This is a genomic window from Alloalcanivorax xenomutans (assembly GCF_900217905.1).
Lineage (GTDB): Bacteria > Pseudomonadota > Gammaproteobacteria > Pseudomonadales > Alcanivoracaceae > Alloalcanivorax > Alloalcanivorax xenomutans.
On record NZ_OBMO01000003.1, the window covers coordinates 44,857 to 63,674 of the forward strand.

Sequence of the window (18,818 nt, forward strand, 5' to 3'; positions counted from 1 at the left end):
GTCGATAATTCAAGGCGGCAATGCCGCCGGGAGGCCATCATGATACGTGATCAGGAAACCATGAATACGCTGTTGGACACGATCAACCGCTTCGTACGCGAACGGCTGGTGCCCAACGAGGAATGGGTGGCGGAGCACGACGCCATCCCCGAGGACATCGTCAGGGAGATGAAGGAGATCGGTCTGTTCGGGCTGACCATCCCCGAGGAATTCGGCGGCCTCGGTCTGACCATGGAAGAGGAAGTGCTGGTGATGTTCGAGATGGGGCGCACTTCACCGGCGTTCCGTTCGTTGTTCGGCACCACCGTGGGGATCGGTTCCCAGGGGATCCTGATGGACGGTACTGATGAGCAGAAACAACAGTGGTTGCCGTCTCTGGCCACCGGTGAGGTGATGGCGTCGTTCGCGCTGACAGAGCCGGGGGCCGGTTCCGATGCCGCGTCCTTGCGGACCAGCGCGGTGAAGGACGGCGATCACTATGTGGTGAACGGCACCAAACGCTTTATCACCAATGCCCCACAGGCCGGTATTTTCACCTTGATGGCGCGTACTGATCCGGATGTGAAGGGCGCGGGCGGCATCTCCGCGTTTATCGTCGACGCCAAAACTCCGGGAATCTCGCTGGGTAAACCAGACAGCAAAATGGGCCAGAAAGGCGCCCATACCTGTGATGTGGTGTTCGAGGACTGCCGGGTGCCGGCGGCTAACATCATCGGTGGCAAGCCCGGCGTGGGCTTCAAGACGGCCATGAAAGTGCTGGACAAAGGGCGGATTCATATCGCCGCCATCTGTGTCGGCGTGGCCGAACGTATGCTGGACGATGCTCTGCGCTATGCCGCTGAACGCGAGCAGTTCGGTCAGGCCATTGGTGAATTCCAACTGGTGCAAGCAATGCTGGCCGACAGCAAGGCGGAGATCTACGCCTCCCGTTGCATGGTTCTGGATGCGGCCCGTCGTCGGGATGACGGTGAAAACGTCAGCACCGAGGCCGCTTGCTGCAAAATGTACGCTTCGGAAATGTGCGGTCGCGTGGCGGACCGCGCGGTGCAGATTCACGGTGGCGCCGGCTATATGTCCGAATACGGCATCGAGCGGTTTTACCGTGATGTGCGGCTGTTCCGTATTTATGAAGGCACCACTCAGATTCAACAGATTGTAATCGCACGCAATATGTTGCGCGCGGTGCGTTAGCGGTTCGCTCTCCACGCATGGCGGGGGGCCAACCGTCGTGCGTGCTTTTTATTCCAGCGGGTGGGTATCTCCGCCCGCCTCAAGCCCGTTCTCCACGGGCTTTGGCCGTTTATTCCGTTCACAGGTGAATCATGTCTGACCACGATATTGTTGTTCATGCCCGTTGCCGGGCAGGGGAGTACCGCCCATGTATCTGACCCAGGGGTTGCACCGCGCGGTGCAGCAGGCTCCGGAACGCCTGGCCACGGTGGATGGCGAACGCCGCCGCAGCTATCGAGAGTTGGCTGACCGTTGTGCCCGGCTGGCCGGTGGACTCACCGGCCTCGGTGTACAGGCCGGAGACCGGGTGGCGATACTGGCCGCCAACTGCGATTATCATGCCGAGTATTTTCTTGGCTTGTGGTGGATGGGCGCGGTGGCCAATGCCGTGAATACCCGCTGGAATGTGAAGGAGATGGCGTACTCCCTCAACGACAGCGAAGCGGAGATACTGCTGGTCAGCGATGCTTTCCTGCCGATGGTGGAGACGCTCAAGGCGCGCTGTCCAGGGCTGCGCCATGTTCTGCATCTGGGGAGCACGCCATGCACCCATGCAGATGGGCCGGCGGGGATGATTCACTACGAGGATTTTCTGGCGCGGGCAACGCCGGTGGAGGATGGCCGCTTCGGCGGTGATCACCTGGCGGTGCTGCTGTATACCGGTGGCACTACCGGCTTTCCCAAAGGCGTGATGCTTTCCCATGACAATCTCTGGAGCTGCGCCATTACTCGCCTGGCGGAAAGCGACCCGCCTGATCCGTTCGTCACCTTGTTGGCGTCGCCGCTGTTCCATACCGCCGGCGTCGCCAAATTCATCACCCAGATCGTGGTGGGCGGAACCGCGGTGATGATGCCGTCCTTCCGCGTGGAGGAGGTTCTGGCCACCATCGAGCGGGAAAAGATCACCGATGTGATTCTGGTGCCAAGCATGATCCAGATGCTGGTGGATCACCCCGAGGTGCGAGAATACGATCTGAGCTCCCTGACACGGGTTGCCTATGGGGCCTCGCCTATTTCCCTGGCGGTTCTGGAACGGGCCCTGGCGGTGTTTCCCGATGCGCAGTTCACTCATACCTATGGTATGACCGAGGCATCGCCGATGATCACGTTGAACTCCTGGCGTAATCATCGTGGCGAGGCCTTGAGCAATGGCCGCATCCGTTCCGCCGGCAAAGCCACCTGGGGCATGGAAGTACGTATCGTCGACGAGGATGACCGGGAAGTGCCCCGGGGCACCGTGGGTGAAGTGGTGGCGCGCGGTGACAACGTCATGTTGGGCTACTGGAACAATCCGGACGCCACCGCGGAAACCCTGCGCGGCGGCTGGTTGCATACCGGAGATGGCGGTTACATGGATGAGGACGGTTACATCTACATTGTCGACCGCATGAAGGACATGATCGTCAGCGGCGGTGAGAACGTGTACTGCGCGGAAGTGGAAAACGTGCTGGCCCGGCATCCGGCGGTGGCCAGCTGCGCGGTGATCGGCATTCCCCATGACACCTGGGGGGAGAGCGTGCACGCGGTGGTGGTGACGCAATCCGGCGTTGAGGTGTCAGCGGAAGAGTTGACCGATTTCTGCCGCGATGATCTGGCCGGCTACAAGTGTCCGCGTTCGGTGGAATTCCGCGACAGCCTGCCGTTGTCCGGCGCCGGCAAGGTGCTCAAGCAAGAGCTGCGGGAGCCCTATTGGCGGGGCCGCGCCCGCCGGGTGTCCTGAGCGGCGCGATCTCGTTCCCCGTTCAACGCAACCCGGCGCCGCCGCTGGAGACATGGGCCAGCAGCCCTTCACCGGCGGCGGCGATATGACGGCGCATGGCCTCGGCCGCCGCTGCGGCGTCACCGGCGCGCAACGCTCGCACAATGGCCCAATGTTCCTGGCTGGATTCCGCCATGCGGTTCTCGATGGTGATCGGTGTCAGTGGTGGCACCCCCTGCCAGAGGGTGAGGACGATTTTCTGAGTGCGCGGCTGATTGGCGGCATCGTACAGCACCCGGTGAAAACGCTGATTGAGCGCCACATAGGCGGCGGAGTCGCCATCATCGGCGGCCTGGTCCATGTCCTGTTGCAACTGCTCCAGCTCGTCCAGTTCCTCGTCGCCCAGTTGGGGGCAGGCCTGGGCAACCATGTGGCCTTCCAGCAGCTCGCGCAGGGCATAGATCTCCTTGACGTCATCGACGCCGAAAGAACTGACCCGATAGGCGCCCCGACCCTCGGTTTCCACCAGGCCGTCCGCCTCCAGCCGGCGTAAAGCGTCACGCACCGGGATGCGGCTGGTACCGAAACGCTTGGCCAGGTCCTCCTGTACCAGGCGCTCGCCGCCGGCAATGTCTCCGCGCAGGATCGCTTCGCGCATGCGTATGTAGACTTCCTCCTCCATGGAGCGGCGGCGGACGGGAGCGAAAGGGTCGGTTTGGGTTCGCGGCATAGTGTGTTTCTCAAACGCTAAGACAGTGTTTTCCCGAGTAATGGCGGGAGTTTACAGGATTTACCCGCTCCCGGCCCGGTGCAAGGGAGCGGAATCCGGCGTGGTCCGTGTACTGTATACAGTATACAATGCGCCGGTCCGGATGCTGGCCGCAACGGCCATTTTCCCTTTTCAGCCAAGCAGACAGGAGCGCACAGGTTAATGAGCTGGACTCGCGAAGACGAAATCAACTGGACCAATAACAACCCATTTCGCTGCCACCTGGGCATCAAGATCAATTGGGTCAATGATGACGGTGGCTCTGAAATTGCCTTGCCGGTTACTCCTGAGTTGTTACAGGCCTATGGCATGGTGCATGGCGGTATTTATTGCGTGCTGATCGACACGGTTCTGGGTACCTGCGTGCGTGCCTACCATCAGCGCGATGCCGGTCCGATCACGGTGGATCTCAATGTCAGCTTCCTGAGGCCTACCGGGCAGGGGGAGATCGTCTGCCGTGGGGAGATCATCAAGGCCGGCCGCAAGGTCATGGTCGGCAGCGCCGATGTGCTCGACGCAGAAGGCCGCAAGCTGGCCACCGGCCGTGGTTCCTTCCTGATGCGCAACGAGTAGCCCACTCAGACCGCTGCCCGGCGGGCGGTGGCCAGCAGGCTGGCGGCGGCGGCGAACAGGGCGGCGAAGCCACGGTTCACCAGCCGCTGTTGGCGGGCGCTGCGCAGCAGTTTGAGCGCGCGGGCGGCCAGCCCGGTGTAACCAGCCATCACTATTACATCCACGGTAATCAGGGTCAGACCCATGATGGTGTATTGCAGCGCCATGGGCCCTGAGGGATCGAGAAACTGGGGCAGGACCGCGAGCAGGAAGACCACGGCTTTGGGATTGCTGGCGTTGATCAGAAAGCCCCGGATCAGCAGTACGCTACGGCGACGCCCCTGATGATCGTCGCCAAGAGTATCGTAGTCCTGAGTGGGGGCGCGCCATTGTCGGACCGCCAGATAGAGCAGGTAGGCGACCCCGAACCACTTGATCAGAGCGAAGGCCAGAGCCGAGGTGGCGAGCAGGGCGCCGACGCCGGCGGCGACAATGGCAATCTGCAAAACCAAACCCAGCTCCAGACCCAGGATGTTCCAACCCCCGCGCAGAACGCCGTAGCGCAGCCCCGTGGACATGGACGCGACAGCGCCGGCGCCGGGTGACAGGCAGATCAGCCAGCAGGCCACGAAGAAAGCGAACCAGGTGTGCAGAGCCATGAGGTATCCGAACGGGGCAAAATGAGGTTCACCTGCCCAGCAGACGGGAAGCAAAAGCCTCCAGTGCGGGCAATCCCTGAATGTCATCGACGAACAAGGGTACTTGCCGCCGGGGCAACGGGTCCAGCCGTTGCGCCAGCTCCTGCATCATCCTTTGCTCGCGCTCGCGCCGGGCCTGGAAGAAGGCCCCTTCGGCGCCGTCTGGCAGCACGCGGTTAACCACCGCTCCGGCCACCGGAATGCCGGCCTCCTTGAGGCTGTGCACGGCCCGTCCGGTTTCCAGAATGGGCAGGCGCTCCGGTGTCAGAACAAATAGAAAAGCGCTGTGCTCTGGGTCGGAGAGAAGACGGCGGGCTTTCTGGAAGCGGCGTTGGCGTTCGATCAACGGGGCCGCCAGATCGCGGGTACGGTCATCCAGACCGGCCAGTTGATGTTCTTCCGGCGTATTGACCGGGCTATCCAGATCGCGGCCGGGGGTCAGGTGGGATAGTACCTTGCCCAACTGTTCGGAGCGGCGGTGTTGCCGCAACAGCCCCTCGCTCCAGGCCGCCATCACCTCCGGCAAACTCAGCAGGCGCAAGGTGTGGCCGGTGGGGGCGGTGTCGAAAACAACCAGGTCAAAGCGCTCGCGGGCCTCTTCCATAATGGTGGTAAGACGCTCCAGCAGCGCGGCTTCCTGAGCACCGGGCGCCTGGCGGCTGAGTTTGAGCTGGTGCTCCATGGCGGAGCGCTGCTCGGGCCTGGCGAACCGGGCCATTTGTGCGCGCACCCGCTGGAAATGCTCGTCGACCTCTTGTTCGGGATCCACTTCCAGGGCGGTGAGATTGACCGCCAGGGCTTGTTCCCGATTGCCAATCTCGCGATCAAAAGCGTCGGCCAGGCTGTGGGCCGGATCGGTGGATACCAGCAGCGTGCGGCGGCCAAGATTGGCGGCGGCCAGGGCCAGTGCCGAAGCCACCGTGGTCTTGCCCACGCCGCCCTTGCCACCGACCATCAACTGCCGGTGCTGGCTGAGAAGGTCATGCAGATTGAGTTCCGGCATTGTGGTGAGTCTCGTTGACGAACTTGCCGGCGACAGCGCTCAGCAACAACGGAAATTATCCAGTGGTGAATGGGGCATGCCCATGCGCCGGTGCCAGTCATGGAATCGTTCCATCAGCAGCGGCTGCAGTTCCAGCGTATACCAACTGGCCGGATTGGGAATGCCCATGGTCTCGGAGAAGACCATGAGCATGAACAGGTCATCTTCGTCCCGGCGGGCGCGGGCGATGGCGGACCGGTAGGGGGCGTTGTAATACTCCGCCCCCAGTTCCCCGGCGCGCCGATACCAGCGCTTGAGATTGCCGAGCAGGGTCACCGCTTTCACCCTTCCGCCTCGGCTTCCCGGGCTTTCTTATGCCGGCGCAGACTGGCGGTGCATTCCAGGGTCACCAGCACCGCCGCCACCAGGACCACCAGATCCAGAGTGAGCAGGAACCAGTCCTGTTTCTCATAGAAGCCGCGCAGCTGGATCAGAAGCGCCGCCAGCGTCATTACCAGCAGGAACACCAGCGGCACCAGTGTGTAGCGGGTGGGGCGGCCAAGCCGGACCAGCATTACCGTGACCACCAGCAGGGTGAGGCCGGCGAGCAGTTGGTTGGTGGTGCCGAACAACGGCCAGATCAACAGACCACCGGAACCGTCCGCGCCGCCGGCGCCGAAGGCCAGCAGTACGCAGGCACCTACCGCCAGCAGAGTGGCGGGCATCGGGCGGCGCATCCAGGCGAGGTTATAGATTTCTCCCCACTCCTGGAAAATGTAGCGCTGCAGACGCAGGCCGGTATCCATGGTGGTGCCGGCGAACAGGGCCGCCATCACGGTCAGCATGGTGCCGGCCACCGCGGCGTTGATGCCGGTGCCGGCGCTGAGGATGGCGGCGCCACCGTCGACGAACGCCTGCACACCGCCCTTGCCGAAGGCGGAATAGATTTCACGCCATTCAGCGAGAGACGCGAAACCGGCGGTGGCGGCCAGGATCGCGGCCAGTGCCAAAGCGCCTTCGCCGATGGCGCCGAAATAGCCGACGAAACGAGCGTCGGTTTCCTTGTTCAGCTGTTTGGACGTGGTGCCGGAGGCGACCAGACCATGGAACCCGGAGATCGCGCCACAGGCAATGGTCACGAACAGCAGGGGCAGCAGAGGCGGTGTGCCGGCCGGGACGTCGACGTTGAACGCCGGGGCCACCACCGTCGGATTGGCGATCAGCATGGCGCCATAAAGCAGGATCAGACCGACAAAGAGCTGCAGTCCGTTGATGTAATCACGGGGTTGCAGCAACACCCACACCGGCAGCAACGAGGCGATGGCGGCATAGGCGAATAAAATCAGGATCCAGGCGGCGTTGGCGGAGAGACCGAATGTGGATTCCGGCAAGGTGACCGGCACTGATGGGCCGACCCAGATCAACGCGTACAGGGCTACCACGCCCAGCAGGGAGACCACCGCCAGATTCAGTTTCCAGCGGTAGATCATCTGGCCGATCACCAGCGCCACGGCGATGGCGCCCCATACCGGCAGGACCGCGCCGGGATTGTTGATCAGCAAGCGGGCGATGACCACGCCGAAGACCGCGTTGACCATCAGCAGCACCAGGAAAATAACGATCATGAACACGCTGCGGGCGCGTGGGCCGACCACCTCGCCGGTGAGACTGCCCACCGACTGCGCCCGATTGCGGACACTGGCCCAGATCGCGCCGGAATCGTGGACACCGGCGAAGAAAATGGTGCCGAACACCACCCATAAAAACGCCGGCAACCAGCCCCAGATCACGGCGATGGCAGGGCCAACGATGGGCGCGGCCCCGGCCACGGAGGTGAAATGGTGGCCCCAGAGCACGAATTTGTTGGTGGGCACGAAATCCACGCCGTCTTCCATGGAATGGGCGGGTGTTTCGAAATTGGGGTCGAGTTTGTAGATTTTATCGGCGATGAAACGGGAATAGACAAAATAGCCGGCGGCCATGCCGCCCAGCCCGAGGATCAATAAGACGATGGCGCTCATGATTAATCCTTATTCGCTGCGCAGTCGGGTAAGACATGTCCATCACAGAATTAACCGCAAAGTGTGAAGCTGGTCAATGCGACCAAAGTCCAAAGCGCTCAATGTTGGTGCGCTCTCTAGGCAGAGCGGCCGTCGCGGGTTAGGCTTAATGGGCCTTTTCGGATGTCCGGCCTCTGTCTGTTAGTCATGGAGAGGAAGCCATGCCAAGGGGGAACCGGGGTGACTTCCGACAACAAAAACCACACTCAAGGATCGACGTGGGGGAGATTCGACGATGATCAAAGTAATGGTGGTGGACGACCACGAGTTGGTGCGTACCGGCATTAGCCGGATGCTGAGTGACCAGGATGGCATCCGGGTCATTGGGGAAGCCGCCTCCGGCGAAGAGGCGGTGAAGCTGGCCCGCGATCTGGAACCGGACGTGGTGCTGATGGACATCAAGATGCCCGGCATGGGCGGACTGGTTGCCACCCGTAAAATGATGAAGCAGGACGACGGCATTCGCATCATCGCGGTAACCGTTTGCGAGGAAGAACCGTTTCCTTCCCGGGTGATGGAGGCCGGCGCCGCCGGTTACATGACCAAGGGGGCGGATCTGGAAGAAATGGTGCGGGCGATCAAGGTGGTGCAAAGCGGTCAGCGCTATATCAGCCCGGACATCGCGCAGGCGATGGCGTTGCGCGCCTACAAGCCGACGCCGGCGGCACTGGATGTACTGTCCGAACGGGAACTGCAGATCATGACGATGATCGTCAACCGCTTCAAAGTGCAGGATGTGGCCGATCAGCTGTGCCTGTCGCCAAAGACGGTCAACACCTACCGGTATCGGATTTTCGATAAGCTCGGCATCACCAGTGACATGGAAATGGCGCTGATCGCGGTGCGTCATGGCCTGGTCAACGCCCACGAAGCGGTGGCTCTGTAAAAGCACCCGCCAGTCCAGCCGGATTTTGCTAAACCCGGATTTTGTTAAACTGTGCGACGCCCGTGCTCCGGCACGGGCGTTTTGCGTTCCGCGCGGCGGGCTTGGGTTACCGGGCGGCCGCCGGCTGTTCCCGCAGCCCATCAATTCGGAGTGAACTTGTCCAGTTTCGACGCCAAGCATTTCCTCGCCCATTGCCCGCGTACTCCGGGGGTGTACCGCATGCTGGACGGCAAAGGCGGCGTGCTGTACGTGGGCAAGGCGCGGGATTTGCGGGCCCGGCTTTCCAGTTATTTCCAGAAGCGCGTGGATTCCGCCAAGACCCGCGCACTGGTGGCCAAGATCGAAGCGGTGGAGACCACCGTCACCGGCAGCGAGGCGGAAGCGCTGTTGCTGGAACAGTCGCTGATCAAGACGTTGCGGCCTCCTTACAACATTCTGCTGCGGGACGACAAGTCCTATCCGTACATCAAGATTACCACCTCGGACCGCTTTCCCCGGGTGACTTTCCATCGCGGCAGCCGGCGCCCCGGGGCCCAGTATTTTGGACCTTATCCCAGCGCCGGCAGTGTCCGTGAAACGTTGGCGCTGATCGAAAAGGTGTTTCTGATCCGCAATTGCCGGGACAGCTTCTTCCGTAACCGCTCCCGTCCCTGTCTGCAGTATCAGATCCACCGCTGTACCGCGCCCTGCGTGGATCTGGTGTCCGAGGAGCATTACGCCACCCAGGTACGCATGGCGATCGATTTTCTCTCCGGCCGCAGCCGCGAGGTGACCCGCCGGCTGACCCGGGAAATGGAAGCCGCCGCCGAGAGGCTGGAGTTCGAGCGCGCGGCGGAGTTACGTGATCAACTGGCCGCGGTACAGGCGGTGCAGCAGAAGCAGAATGTGGAAGCCGGCAGCGGTAATGTGGACGCGGTGGCCATAGCAACCCGTCATGGCCTGGCGGTGATCGAAGTGTTGATGGTCCGGCAGGGCCGGGTGCTGGGGCATCGCAGTTTCCGTCCGGATACCCGTGGCGAGGATAATCAGGAGGAAATCCTGGAGGCGTTCCTGGCCCAGTATTACCTGGGCGAGCGGGATGAGCAGTCGATCCCGAAGGAAATTCTGCTGCCAATGGCACTTCCCGGTGCCGAGGCTCTGCAGGAGGCCTTGACCGGCCGCTATCAACGGCAGATCCGGCTGGCCTGGCGGGTCAGGGCAGGGCGTTCCGCCTGGCTCAACATGGCCAAAACCAACGCCGAGCAGACCATCGCCGGGGACCTGGCGGCCCGCGAACATCTGGAGAGCCGCTTCCACGCTCTGGAGACCCTGCTGGAGGCGGACGCGCCGATCCGCCACGTGGAGTGCTTTGATATCAGTCACACCCAGGGAGAAAGGGCGGTGGCCTCCTGCGTGGTATTCGATCAGCATGGACCGCGCAAGGGCGATTACCGTCATTTCAATGTGACCCCGGACCAGGGCGGTGATGACTACCAGGCGCTGGAGGAAGCGGTCCGCCGCCGCTATCAGCGTGTGGTCAAGGAGGAAGGGCGTTTGCCGGATCTATTGTTGATCGACGGCGGCAAGGGGCAGATGCGGCGCGCCTTCGAGGTGATCCAGTCCTTGCAGCTGGATAACCGTATTCTGGTCATGGGGATTGGCAAGGGGCCGACCCGCAAGCCGGGACTTGAGGCGTTATATCTGCCCGATGGCCGTGAGCTGGTGCCCGGTGGCGGCGATTCAGCGCTGCATTTGCTGCAGCAGATCCGCGACGAGGCCCACCGTTTCGCCATCACCGGCCACCGTGCCCGCCGGGCCAAGGCCCGCCGCTCGGGACTGGAGGAGATTCCAGGAGTAGGGCCCAAGAGGCGCAAGGCATTGCTGAGCCATTTTGGCGGCCTCAAGCAATTGCGCAATGCCTCCAAGGAGGAACTGGCCCGGGTGGAGGGCGTCAACGCCCAGACCGCCCAAACCATATACGACTGGTTTCACGGCTAGCCTCTCTTGCCTGGGGCCTCACGCCCATACCCACAAAAGCAGTCTGGCAATGAGATGATGGCGGGATTCCGCTATACTGGTTTTTTTTCAGCCGGTCGAAGTGGTTCATGCCTGCGCACTCTCCGATTTTGAATCTGCCGAATATCCTGACCCTGATCCGCGTCGCCGCTATTCCGGTCCTGGTGGCGGCGTTTTACCTGCCGTTCAAAGGCAGCAACATGGTGGCGGCGGTGCTGTTCCTGGCCGCCGGGCTGACCGACTGGCTGGATGGCTATCTGGCCCGGAAACTGGGGCAAACCAGTCCCTTCGGTGCCTTTCTGGATCCGGTGGCGGACAAGCTGATCGTGGCGGTGGCGCTGCTGATGCTGGTGCAACAGCATGCCACGCTCTGGCTCACTGCTCCGGCCATGGTTATCGTGTGCCGGGAAATCACCGTGTCGGCGCTACGGGAATGGATGGCGGAGCTGGGTATGCGGGCCAAGGTGGCGGTCAGCGCCATTGGCAAAATAAAGACAGTGACCCAAATGGTGGCCATTACCCTGTTGCTGGCGGTCCAGCCCGGCTATGACGTGGGCGGGGGCATGCTCATGACGCCGATTCTCTGGTTGAGTTACCTTTGTCTGTATGTGGCTATGTTGCTCACTTTATGGTCGATGTTTCTGTATCTGAAGGCGGCGGCGCCGCAGTTCCGGCGTTCACGTCCAAGACCCTGAAAAAACAGAGAAAATGGGTTGACAGACCAGGGCGCTTGAGTAGAATGCTGATCCGCGTCGAGGCAAACAGTCGACGCCAAAGCGGGAATAGCTCAGCTGGTAGAGCACAACCTTGCCAAGGTTGGGGTCGCGAGTTCGAATCTCGTTTCCCGCTCCAATTCCCAACCTCGGCGAAGCCGGGGTTTTTTGTTCTTTAAGCTTTTCAGGCGCGGTGGCAGAGTGGTTATGCAGCGGACTGCAACTCCGTGTACGCCGGTTCGATTCCGACCCGCGCCTCCAATCCCTCTCCGCGGAAGTCCTCTACCACGAGCGCCCCGAGATCAAGCGGGTATGGTGAAATTGGTAGACACAAGAGACTTAAAATCTCTCGACCGTTAGGTCGTGCCGGTTCGAGTCCGGCTACCCGCACCAGATTCAACTCCCTCCAAACTATTCATCTTCTCCCGTCCCGCCAAGCGGTCGCCTGGGCTAATTCATGCCGGAAACAAGGCGCCGAGTTCCTCCTGCAAACGAACGCCAAGCTGGCGTAACTGGTCGTCGGAAGTGCGGAAGCTGGGCATCATCAGCCCGACAACCGCAGCCGGGTATCCGTTTCCACCACGGATGGGCGCGGCCACGGCGCTGGCGCCCTCCACGCGTTCGCCGTTGGATATGGCGAAGCCCTGCTGGCGGATGGTTTTCAACTCCTTGCGCAGAACGCTCACCTTGGGCTGATACGGGGTCAGGGCCCTCATCCTGTGGCCACGGATCAGCGCTTCCGCCTCGGCTTCGGGCAGAAACGCCAGCGCTGCCTTGCCCGCCGCGCCCAGATACAGCGGAAAAGCGCTGCCTGTTTCCAGGGCGTAGCGTACCGGGTGGGGGCTGGGTAACACCGAGGTGACGATTTGTCTGTCGCCGGCGCGGTGAAACAGGGAGACGGTCTCTCCTGTTTCGGCGTGAAGTCTTTCCATCAGCGGGCGGATGCGTACCAGCACATCGTCGTTGTTGAGGAAGTGCCGGGCCAACTGCATGACGGAAGGGGAGAGCCGCCATTGTTCATTGTCGGCGTTCTGCTCCAGCAATCCCTTGTCGGCCAGCGGCGCCAGTATTTCAAGGGCGATGCGTGGATCCAGCCCGGCTTGCCGGGACAGCTGTTCGGTGGATGCGCTTTCCGGCAGGTAATCCGCCGCCGCTCGCAATAAATCCACGGCCCGTGATATCGAGCCGGCTCCGGTGGAGCGGCCGGTGTAGCTGTATCGCTTGTCCCCGGGGCGGCGATAGACGTAGCCACGTGCCTCCAGGGTTTGCAGAATGCGATAAACGATGGTCGTGGCTTCGCCCATGGCGGCGACCACTTCGGTCAGGGACAGCGGTTCCGATGTCCGTTCCAGCAGCTCCAGGACATCCAGGGCACGAGTCAGTGTTTGCAGCTGATAGGAGGCCGCCATTCTTTTTGTCCGCCGGCTTTTGTCATTGGGGAAAATCGATAAATATCGAGCGCAATGGTAGCACAGGCAGCGCCCTGGTCTGGCACTGCCCGGTTACTGGTTGACCGCCGCGGGGCCGGTCAAATACGGGCGGGCCAGGCTCAGGAGCTCGGCGAAGCTGTCCTCGACGCTCCGGTGGGAGGTGTCGAGGACGGCGTCGGCGCGACGGTAGTCGGCGTCGCGTTCGACCAGTATGCGTTTGAGGTCATCCATGGCATGGGTATGGCCTTGCATTGGCCGCGTGTCGCCCTGGTCGATAACACGCTGCATGTGCTCTTCCGGGGAGGCTTTGATCCAAACGGTGTGGAAGCGGTTCAGCAGACGTTGAAAGGTCTCCGCTTCGGACACCAGGCTGCCGCCGGCTTCCACCACCGAAAGGGGATACTGTTCGATCACATACTCCAGCGCTTCCCGTTCGAAACGCCGATAAGCGGGCTGACCGCCGAGCGCCATGATCTCGCCGATATCCATGCCGGCGAGCTGTTCGATCAGGCCATTGAGACGGATATAAGGCACGTTAAGTCGCTCTCCAAGCATCCGACCCAGCCGGCTTTTGCCGCCACCGCGCAGGCCGATCAGCGCCACACCACAGTGTTGCCCCTTGTTCATGTCAAAATGCCGGACCAGCAACTGGTACGCTTCGTCCAGTTGAGCAGGGGACAGGCGATCGAGAAGATCCCGCAGAGGCGGCGGAAGGACCTGCTGTTCCTGTTGCGGAAGGATATCCTGCACTGGCACGCCCATGGCGGCGGCGAGCCGTTGAAGCAGCATGATTGAAATATTGGCCTTACCGCCTTCGATTTGTGCCAGATAGCGTTCGGAGATGTCCGACTGGGATGACAGTTCCTTGCGCGCCATGCCCCGCCGGGCACGAATGGCGCGTACCCGGTCTCCAATGGTCGCCATATAGTCTGGCCCGTTGCTTTCATTCTGATCGTTGGCAGGGTGCATGCTCATCTCCGTTTCCCTGAGCGTACCGGCGATGGCCTCGGCCGGCGCTGATGGAAGGCATTATCCCATGCCGAGGTGGGTGTCGAGTAGGTCGGCATTCTGGCTGATTTGCGGACTGTCACCGTCAAAAACCACCTTGCCTTTTACCAGCACCAGGTGCCGGTCGGCGATGGTCAGCAGGTTATCGATGTTCTTATCGACAATGATGCTGGCTATGCCGGAGCGTTTGATCTCGCCGAGGATCCTCCAGATCTCATCACGGATCAGCGGGGCGAGCCCCTCGGTGGCTTCGTCGAGAATCATGATGCGAGGATTGGTCATCAGCGCCCGTCCGATGGCGAGCATCTGCTGTTCGCCGCCGGATAGCAGGGCGCCATCGTGTTGCAGACGCTGAGCCAAGCGTGGAAAGGTATCCAGAACACGCTCAAGATTCCAGACGGACTGGCCCTCGCCATTGGGGCGGGCCGCCATGATCAGATGCTCATGCACATTGATGCCAGGGAAAATACCCCGTCCTTCCGGCACATACCCAATACCCCGGCGTACCACCTGCCAGGGCCGGCACTTGCGGGTCGGCTGTCCCAAGATCCGGATGCTTCCCTGACGGGGTGTAACGAAGCCCAGCAGCGTCTTCAGGGTGGTGGTCTTGCCCATGCCGTTACGACCCATCAGGCTCAGGGTCTCTCCGGGCATCAGATGAAGATCAATGCCATGGAGCACATGACTCTGACCATAAAAGGCGTGTAGATTCCGGGCGTCGATCAGAGGTTGCACCGTTGGCGGGGGAGAAAGGGACGCGTTGAAGGTGTTCATGCCTGCTCCTGTTGATGTCGGCCCAGGTAGACGTCACGCACTTTTTCGCTGCCGCGAATGGCCGCCGTGGTTCCAGTCTCAAGGATACGGCCGTCGACCATAACGGTGATCCGCTCCGCCAATGCGAAAACGGAATCCATGTCGTGTTCGATCAGCACCAGGGTGTAGTCGCCGCGCAAGGCGCGCAGCAACTCGGTAACCCGGCTGGTTTCCTCACGTCCCATACCGGCAAGAGGTTCGTCGAGCAGCATCAGTGTGGGCGCGGTGGCCAGCACCATGGCGATTTGCAGTTGACGTTGCTCGCCATAGCTCATGGCGCTTGCCGGGGTCGACGCGCGATGCGTGAGCAGGCAGGTTGCCAGTGCCTGTTCCGCGCGCTCATCGACTTGCCGCGCGGTGGCGCGCGAGCGCCAGCTGGCGATGACGCCGCCGAGGTGGATACGGGCGGCGAGGCGGCAGTTTTCGAGGCAGCTCAGGCGCGGAAAAATATTGGTTTTCTGATGGCTGCGGCCGATACCCAGACGGGCCACGCGATGGGCCGGCAGGCCGTGAATCGGGTGTTGCCGATAGTGGATTTCCCCTTCGCTGGGGCGCAGCTCACCAGAGAGCAGATTGATCAAGGTGCTCTTGCCCGCGCCATTGGGACCGAGGATGGCGTGGACCTGGCCGGGCCGGACATCAAAGTCGACCCGGTCAACCGCGGTCAGACCGCCGAACCGGCAGGTCAATCCCCGGGTGGACAACAAGGGCGTGTCACTCATGAGGTCAGCCCTCCTCGTGCTTTTGCGGCCCGGCGAGACCCAGACGCGTTTTGTTTGAAGCGGCGGGACGGGTGCGGAATAATCCGCCAACCCCAATCCTCGGCAGCCCGAGGCGGGGCGGGTCGAGAATGAGGCCGGCCAAGCCCTTCGGTAACACCAATACGATCAAAATAATCGTCAGCCCCATCAGTAGTTGCCAATAGACGGTCAGATGCTCGAAGGCGTAGTGCAACAGCTCGTAGGCGAAGGCGCCGAGTAACGGACCGAACAACGTGCCCATGCCGCCAAGAATGACCATCATCAGCACTTCACCGGACAGGTGCCACCCCAACTGCGCCGGGTTGGCGAAGCCATACTGCATGGCCGCCAGCATGCCGGCGACGCCAGCCAGCACTCCGGAGATGACGAAAGCCGCCAGCTTGTAGCCGTAGGTGGCATAACCCAGCGCCTGCATACGATGTTCGTTGTCATGGATGCCGTCGAGCACCTGGCCAAAGTAGGAACGTATCAACCAGTGCAGGAACAGGTAGGTAAGCAGGGTCATGCCCATGACGAAATAAAAGAACTGCAGCGGATTCTCGAGATCGATCAGCGTCTGGTCGCCGATGGTCAGGGTGGGTTTGAACATGATGAAAAGGCCGTCGCTGCCGCCGGTGAAGCTGGCGTCACTGACCAGATAGTAGAGCATCTGGCCGAAAGCCAGAGTGGTCATGATGAAGAAAATACCCCGGGTGCGTAGCACCAGTGCGCCAATCACCAGGGCGGACACGGCACTCACCAGCATCACCAGTGGCAGCATCCACCACAGCGAAGCGGCGTTATAGGAGGGGCTGGCCAGCGCCAGGGTATATCCGGCGAGACCGAAGAACAGGGCATGTCCCAGGCTGACCAGGCCAATCACGCCCACCAGAAGATCCAGGCTCATGGCGAACAGGCCGAGAATCAGCATCAAGGTCAACTTTTCCAGGAAAAAATCGCTGCCGTCACCGATCAGAATGGGACCCCAGAGAGGATAGAACACCAGCAGAACGGTCAGCGCGAGCATGATTATCGGTACGCGCTTGGGGTAGCTGTGAAGCATTGTATCCTCCTCAGGCGAACAGCCCGCGCGGTTTGATAATGAGCACGGCCGCCATGATCAGATAGATGATGACGCTGGCGAGAGCGGGGAGCAGCACCGGGCCAAAGGTTGCCGCCTGTCCTATCAGCAGGGAACCGAGGAAGGCGCCCTTGATCGAGCCGATACCTCCGATCACGACAATGACGAAACAGGTGATAAGGATGTTGTCACCCATGCCCGGGTACAGGGACGTCATCGGCGCGGAGAGCATGCCGGCAAATGCGGCCAGCCCCACGCCGATACTGAAAATCAGCGTGAACAGAGTGCGAACGTCGATACCGAGCCCTTCCACCATGTCGCGGTTGACCGCGCCAGCGCGGATGACGATACCCAGGCGGGTATGGCGGATAATCCAATATATGCCCCCCGCCACCAGCAGACAGATGGCGGCCACGAACAGCCGGTAGACCGGGTATTGGAGATTCCCGGTCAAGGCGATGTTGCCATTGAGGGAGGCAGGCACCGGCACGCTCAGCACATCGCTGCCCCAGATGATGCGCTGGGCCTCGTTGAGTACCAGGATCAAGCCGAAGGTCAGCAGCACCTGGTAAAGGTGATCACGCCGATACAGCGTGCCGAGAAACAGCCGCTCGATCAGCAGCCCCAACACCACCGCGACGGGCACGGCCAGCAGCAAGGCGAGCCAGAAGCTGCCGGTGCGCAAAGTCAGATCATAGGCCAGATAGGCGCCGATCATATACATGGCGCCGTGGGCGAGATTGATAATGCCCATGATGCCGAAAATCAGCGTCAGCCCGCTGGCGATCAGAAACAGAAGCAGGCCATATTGCAGCCCGTTGAGCAGCTGTATGGCAATGAATACGGGATCCATGAACGTTCTCCTCGGGTCGGTTGCCCGGCAGGGGCGTGCCCCTGCTTCGCGGGTCGCCTGATCGATCTACATACGGCAGCCACGGGCCGGGTCTTCCAGGGCCCGGCTGGCGACGTCGATGACCTGGTTGCGACCGCCCTTGACCTGGCGGAGATAAATGTTCTGGATTGGATGGTGGGCCTTGGAGAAGGTGACCGGCCCGCGCGGGCTGTTCAGCTTGACGCTGGCCAGCGCCGAGATCAGCGCGTCCCTGTCGGCGCTGTCGCCGTCGGTCTGATCCAGTGCCTGGACCAGCATCATACCGGCGTCGTAACCCTGCACCGCATAGGTATCGAGCTCGCGCTCATAGGCTTTGCCATAGGCTTCTCGAAAGGTGCGATCCACATCCGAATCGAGACCGTCGGCGTAGTGCAGGGTGGTGAGGATGCCCTCGGCGGCTTCGCCCTGGGCGTCCAGATTGCCGTCGGTGAGGAACCCGGAACCCAGCAGCGGCACACTGTCCTTCAAACCCACCTTGGCATAGTCGCGTACGAAGCGGACCGCGCCGGCACCGGCAAAGAAAGTGTAGACCGCATCCGGCTTGATACTGGCGATATCCGTCAGATAGGGCTGAAACTGGGTTTCCGGGAACGGCACGAGGATTTGTTTGACGATCTCACCGCCGGCTTTGGTGAAGGACTCCTCGAAGCCAGCGATATCCTCCTTGCCGCCGGCGTAGTTCCAGGTGATGGTCACGACTTTGCGGTGTCCACGATCATAGGCCACCTTGCCCATGGGGTAGCTGTCCTGCCACATGGAAAAAGAAGTACGGAACACGTTGGGCATGCACAGTTGCCCGGTGGCCGCGCCCAGGCCGGCATTGGGGATGATCATGATGGCGCCGGTCTGCTTCGCCACTTTCAACATGCCCATGGCCACGCCGGAGTGCACCGGACCAATGACCACATCAACCTTGTCGCCCTTGACCAGGCGGCTCATGTTCTGCGGCGCCTTGGAGGCGTCGGCCTCACTGTCGAGGACAACGTATTCCACCGGGCGCCCGCCCAGTTGATCACCGTTTTGTTTGATCGCCAGTTTCAGGCCATTGGTGATGGATTCGCCAAGGGGAGCGTAGGTGCCTGAATAGGGCAGCATCAGTCCGAGTTTTACCGGCGCTGCCTGTCCTGCCTCGTTTTGTTGCGCCAATAGGGGTTGCAACGAAGCCAACAAGAAGAGCCCCAGGCCGGTCAGCAGGTGTCGGGTGTGTTTGCGTATGCGTGTTTGTTTCATTTTTTCTCTCCTGGCAGGCCAGTCCTGCCCGTTTTTTTGT

At 61.6% G+C, this 18,818-nt stretch carries 18 protein-coding genes and 3 tRNA genes; 9 read left to right on the forward strand and 12 right to left on the reverse strand.

Annotation, left to right across the window (positions count from 1 at the left end):
* The first annotated feature begins 39 nt into the window (after positions 1–39).
* Positions 40–1,191: an acyl-CoA dehydrogenase family protein gene (locus tag CRO06_RS03140; RefSeq protein WP_022996796.1), complete on the forward strand. Its 1,152-nt coding sequence runs from the start codon at positions 40–42 to the stop codon at positions 1,189–1,191.
* A gap of 187 nt (positions 1,192–1,378) precedes the next feature.
* The gene (locus CRO06_RS03145; protein ID WP_097057714.1) at positions 1,379–2,950 is read left to right on the forward strand and encodes a long-chain-fatty-acid--CoA ligase; all 1,572 of its coding nucleotides are present in this window, start codon (positions 1,379–1,381) and stop codon (positions 2,948–2,950) included.
* A 22-nt stretch (positions 2,951–2,972) separates the two neighbouring features.
* Here the strand turns inward: CRO06_RS03145 and CRO06_RS03150 are convergent, their stop codons facing one another.
* Positions 2,973–3,659 (reverse strand): GntR family transcriptional regulator, encoded by a 687-nt coding sequence (locus tag CRO06_RS03150; protein ID WP_022996798.1) that lies wholly within the window; start codon positions 3,657–3,659, stop codon positions 2,973–2,975.
* 201 nt (positions 3,660–3,860) lie between these two features.
* Here CRO06_RS03150 and CRO06_RS03155 point away from each other — a divergent pair, with 201 nt between their 5' ends.
* A complete protein-coding gene (locus CRO06_RS03155) occupies positions 3,861–4,271 on the forward strand; it encodes a PaaI family thioesterase (RefSeq protein WP_014994373.1) in 411 nt (136 codons plus the stop codon).
* Between the two features lie 5 nt (positions 4,272–4,276).
* Here the strand turns inward: CRO06_RS03155 and CRO06_RS03160 are convergent, their stop codons facing one another.
* Genes CRO06_RS03160 through CRO06_RS03175 form a run of 4 tightly spaced genes read right to left on the reverse strand, consistent with a single transcriptional unit; the run spans position 4,277 to position 7,951 of the window.
* Positions 4,277–4,909: a LysE family transporter gene (locus CRO06_RS03160; protein ID WP_022996799.1), complete on the reverse strand. Its 633-nt coding sequence runs from the start codon at positions 4,907–4,909 to the stop codon at positions 4,277–4,279.
* A gap of 28 nt (positions 4,910–4,937) precedes the next feature.
* On the reverse strand, positions 4,938–5,951 hold the full coding sequence (locus CRO06_RS03165; RefSeq protein ID WP_097057715.1) for an ArsA family ATPase: 1,014 nt from the start codon (positions 5,949–5,951) through the stop codon (positions 4,938–4,940).
* A 39-nt stretch (positions 5,952–5,990) separates the two neighbouring features.
* Positions 5,991–6,266 (reverse strand): cory-CC-star protein, encoded by a 276-nt coding sequence (locus CRO06_RS03170; RefSeq protein ID WP_374072941.1) that lies wholly within the window; start codon positions 6,264–6,266, stop codon positions 5,991–5,993.
* Between the two features lie 5 nt (positions 6,267–6,271).
* Complete coding sequence (locus CRO06_RS03175; RefSeq protein ID WP_022996802.1) at positions 6,272–7,951, reverse strand: carbon starvation CstA family protein; 1,680 nt, start codon at positions 7,949–7,951, stop codon at positions 6,272–6,274.
* A 274-nt stretch (positions 7,952–8,225) separates the two neighbouring features.
* Between CRO06_RS03175 and uvrY the strand changes: the two genes are divergently transcribed.
* The 6 genes from uvrY to CRO06_RS03205 all read left to right on the forward strand — a co-directional run bounded on the left by uvrY (position 8,226) and on the right by CRO06_RS03205 (position 11,977).
* Positions 8,226–8,876, forward strand: a complete 651-nt coding sequence (gene uvrY, locus CRO06_RS03180; RefSeq protein WP_014994378.1) for a UvrY/SirA/GacA family response regulator transcription factor — start codon at positions 8,226–8,228, stop codon at positions 8,874–8,876.
* Between the two features lie 156 nt (positions 8,877–9,032).
* Complete coding sequence (gene uvrC, locus CRO06_RS03185) at positions 9,033–10,853, forward strand: excinuclease ABC subunit UvrC (RefSeq protein WP_026949918.1); 1,821 nt, start codon at positions 9,033–9,035, stop codon at positions 10,851–10,853.
* 107 nt (positions 10,854–10,960) lie between these two features.
* Positions 10,961–11,566 (forward strand): CDP-diacylglycerol--glycerol-3-phosphate 3-phosphatidyltransferase, encoded by a 606-nt coding sequence (pgsA, locus tag CRO06_RS03190; RefSeq protein ID WP_022996804.1) that lies wholly within the window; start codon positions 10,961–10,963, stop codon positions 11,564–11,566.
* Positions 11,567–11,647: 81 nt separating this feature from the next.
* Positions 11,648–11,723: transfer RNA gene (locus CRO06_RS03195), tRNA-Gly, on the forward strand.
* 48 nt (positions 11,724–11,771) lie between these two features.
* Positions 11,772–11,845, forward strand: a tRNA-Cys gene (locus CRO06_RS03200).
* 45 nt (positions 11,846–11,890) lie between these two features.
* A tRNA-Leu gene (locus CRO06_RS03205) sits at positions 11,891–11,977 on the forward strand.
* Between the two features lie 62 nt (positions 11,978–12,039).
* Here the strand turns inward: CRO06_RS03205 and CRO06_RS03210 are convergent.
* The 7 genes from CRO06_RS03210 to CRO06_RS03240 all read right to left on the reverse strand — a co-directional run bounded on the left by CRO06_RS03210 (position 12,040) and on the right by CRO06_RS03240 (position 18,778).
* Entirely contained in the window at positions 12,040–12,993 is a 954-nt protein-coding gene (locus CRO06_RS03210; RefSeq protein WP_022995863.1) for an IclR family transcriptional regulator domain-containing protein, read from the reverse strand.
* Between the two features lie 93 nt (positions 12,994–13,086).
* Positions 13,087–13,989: a helix-turn-helix transcriptional regulator gene (locus CRO06_RS03215; RefSeq protein WP_051414398.1), complete on the reverse strand. Its 903-nt coding sequence runs from the start codon at positions 13,987–13,989 to the stop codon at positions 13,087–13,089.
* Positions 13,990–14,043: 54 nt separating this feature from the next.
* The gene (locus CRO06_RS03220; RefSeq protein WP_022995865.1) at positions 14,044–14,796 is read right to left on the reverse strand and encodes an ABC transporter ATP-binding protein; all 753 of its coding nucleotides are present in this window, start codon (positions 14,794–14,796) and stop codon (positions 14,044–14,046) included.
* Complete coding sequence (locus tag CRO06_RS03225) at positions 14,793–15,557, reverse strand: ABC transporter ATP-binding protein (RefSeq protein ID WP_022995866.1); 765 nt, start codon at positions 15,555–15,557, stop codon at positions 14,793–14,795. Before CRO06_RS03225 ends, CRO06_RS03220 begins: the two co-directional genes overlap by 4 nt.
* A 4-nt stretch (positions 15,558–15,561) precedes the next feature.
* Complete coding sequence (locus CRO06_RS03230; protein WP_055100092.1) at positions 15,562–16,638, reverse strand: branched-chain amino acid ABC transporter permease; 1,077 nt, start codon at positions 16,636–16,638, stop codon at positions 15,562–15,564.
* A 10-nt stretch (positions 16,639–16,648) separates the two neighbouring features.
* Entirely contained in the window at positions 16,649–17,509 is an 861-nt protein-coding gene (locus CRO06_RS03235; protein ID WP_022995868.1) for a branched-chain amino acid ABC transporter permease, read from the reverse strand.
* 66 nt (positions 17,510–17,575) lie between these two features.
* Positions 17,576–18,778 carry an ABC transporter substrate-binding protein gene (locus CRO06_RS03240; RefSeq protein ID WP_080530917.1) on the reverse strand — a complete coding sequence of 401 codons (1,203 nt, stop codon included), beginning with the start codon at positions 18,776–18,778 and terminating at the stop codon, positions 17,576–17,578.
* Positions 18,779–18,818: the final 40 nt, after the last annotated feature.

Coding starts and splice junctions, on each gene's coding strand:
- CRO06_RS03235 (WP_022995868.1), bottom strand. CDS start 17,509: ATGGATCCCGTATTCATTGCCATACAGCTGCTCAACGGGCTGCAATAT.
- CRO06_RS03145 (WP_097057714.1), top strand. CDS start 1,379: ATGTATCTGACCCAGGGGTTGCACCGCGCGGTGCAGCAGGCTCCGGAA.
- CRO06_RS03155 (WP_014994373.1), top strand. CDS start 3,861: ATGAGCTGGACTCGCGAAGACGAAATCAACTGGACCAATAACAACCCA.
- CRO06_RS03165 (WP_097057715.1), bottom strand. CDS start 5,951: ATGCCGGAACTCAATCTGCATGACCTTCTCAGCCAGCACCGGCAGTTG.
- CRO06_RS03160 (WP_022996799.1), bottom strand. CDS start 4,909: ATGGCTCTGCACACCTGGTTCGCTTTCTTCGTGGCCTGCTGGCTGATC.
- pgsA (WP_022996804.1), top strand. CDS start 10,961: ATGCCTGCGCACTCTCCGATTTTGAATCTGCCGAATATCCTGACCCTG.
- CRO06_RS03215 (WP_051414398.1), bottom strand. CDS start 13,989: ATGAGCATGCACCCTGCCAACGATCAGAATGAAAGCAACGGGCCAGAC.
- CRO06_RS03140 (WP_022996796.1), top strand. CDS start 40: ATGATACGTGATCAGGAAACCATGAATACGCTGTTGGACACGATCAAC.
- CRO06_RS03220 (WP_022995865.1), bottom strand. CDS start 14,796: ATGAACACCTTCAACGCGTCCCTTTCTCCCCCGCCAACGGTGCAACCT.
- uvrY (WP_014994378.1), top strand. CDS start 8,226: ATGATCAAAGTAATGGTGGTGGACGACCACGAGTTGGTGCGTACCGGC.
- CRO06_RS03210 (WP_022995863.1), bottom strand. CDS start 12,993: ATGGCGGCCTCCTATCAGCTGCAAACACTGACTCGTGCCCTGGATGTC.
- CRO06_RS03175 (WP_022996802.1), bottom strand. CDS start 7,951: ATGAGCGCCATCGTCTTATTGATCCTCGGGCTGGGCGGCATGGCCGCC.
- CRO06_RS03225 (WP_022995866.1), bottom strand. CDS start 15,557: ATGAGTGACACGCCCTTGTTGTCCACCCGGGGATTGACCTGCCGGTTC.
- CRO06_RS03150 (WP_022996798.1), bottom strand. CDS start 3,659: ATGCCGCGAACCCAAACCGACCCTTTCGCTCCCGTCCGCCGCCGCTCC.
- CRO06_RS03240 (WP_080530917.1), bottom strand. CDS start 18,778: ATGAAACAAACACGCATACGCAAACACACCCGACACCTGCTGACCGGC.
- CRO06_RS03230 (WP_055100092.1), bottom strand. CDS start 16,638: ATGCTTCACAGCTACCCCAAGCGCGTACCGATAATCATGCTCGCGCTG.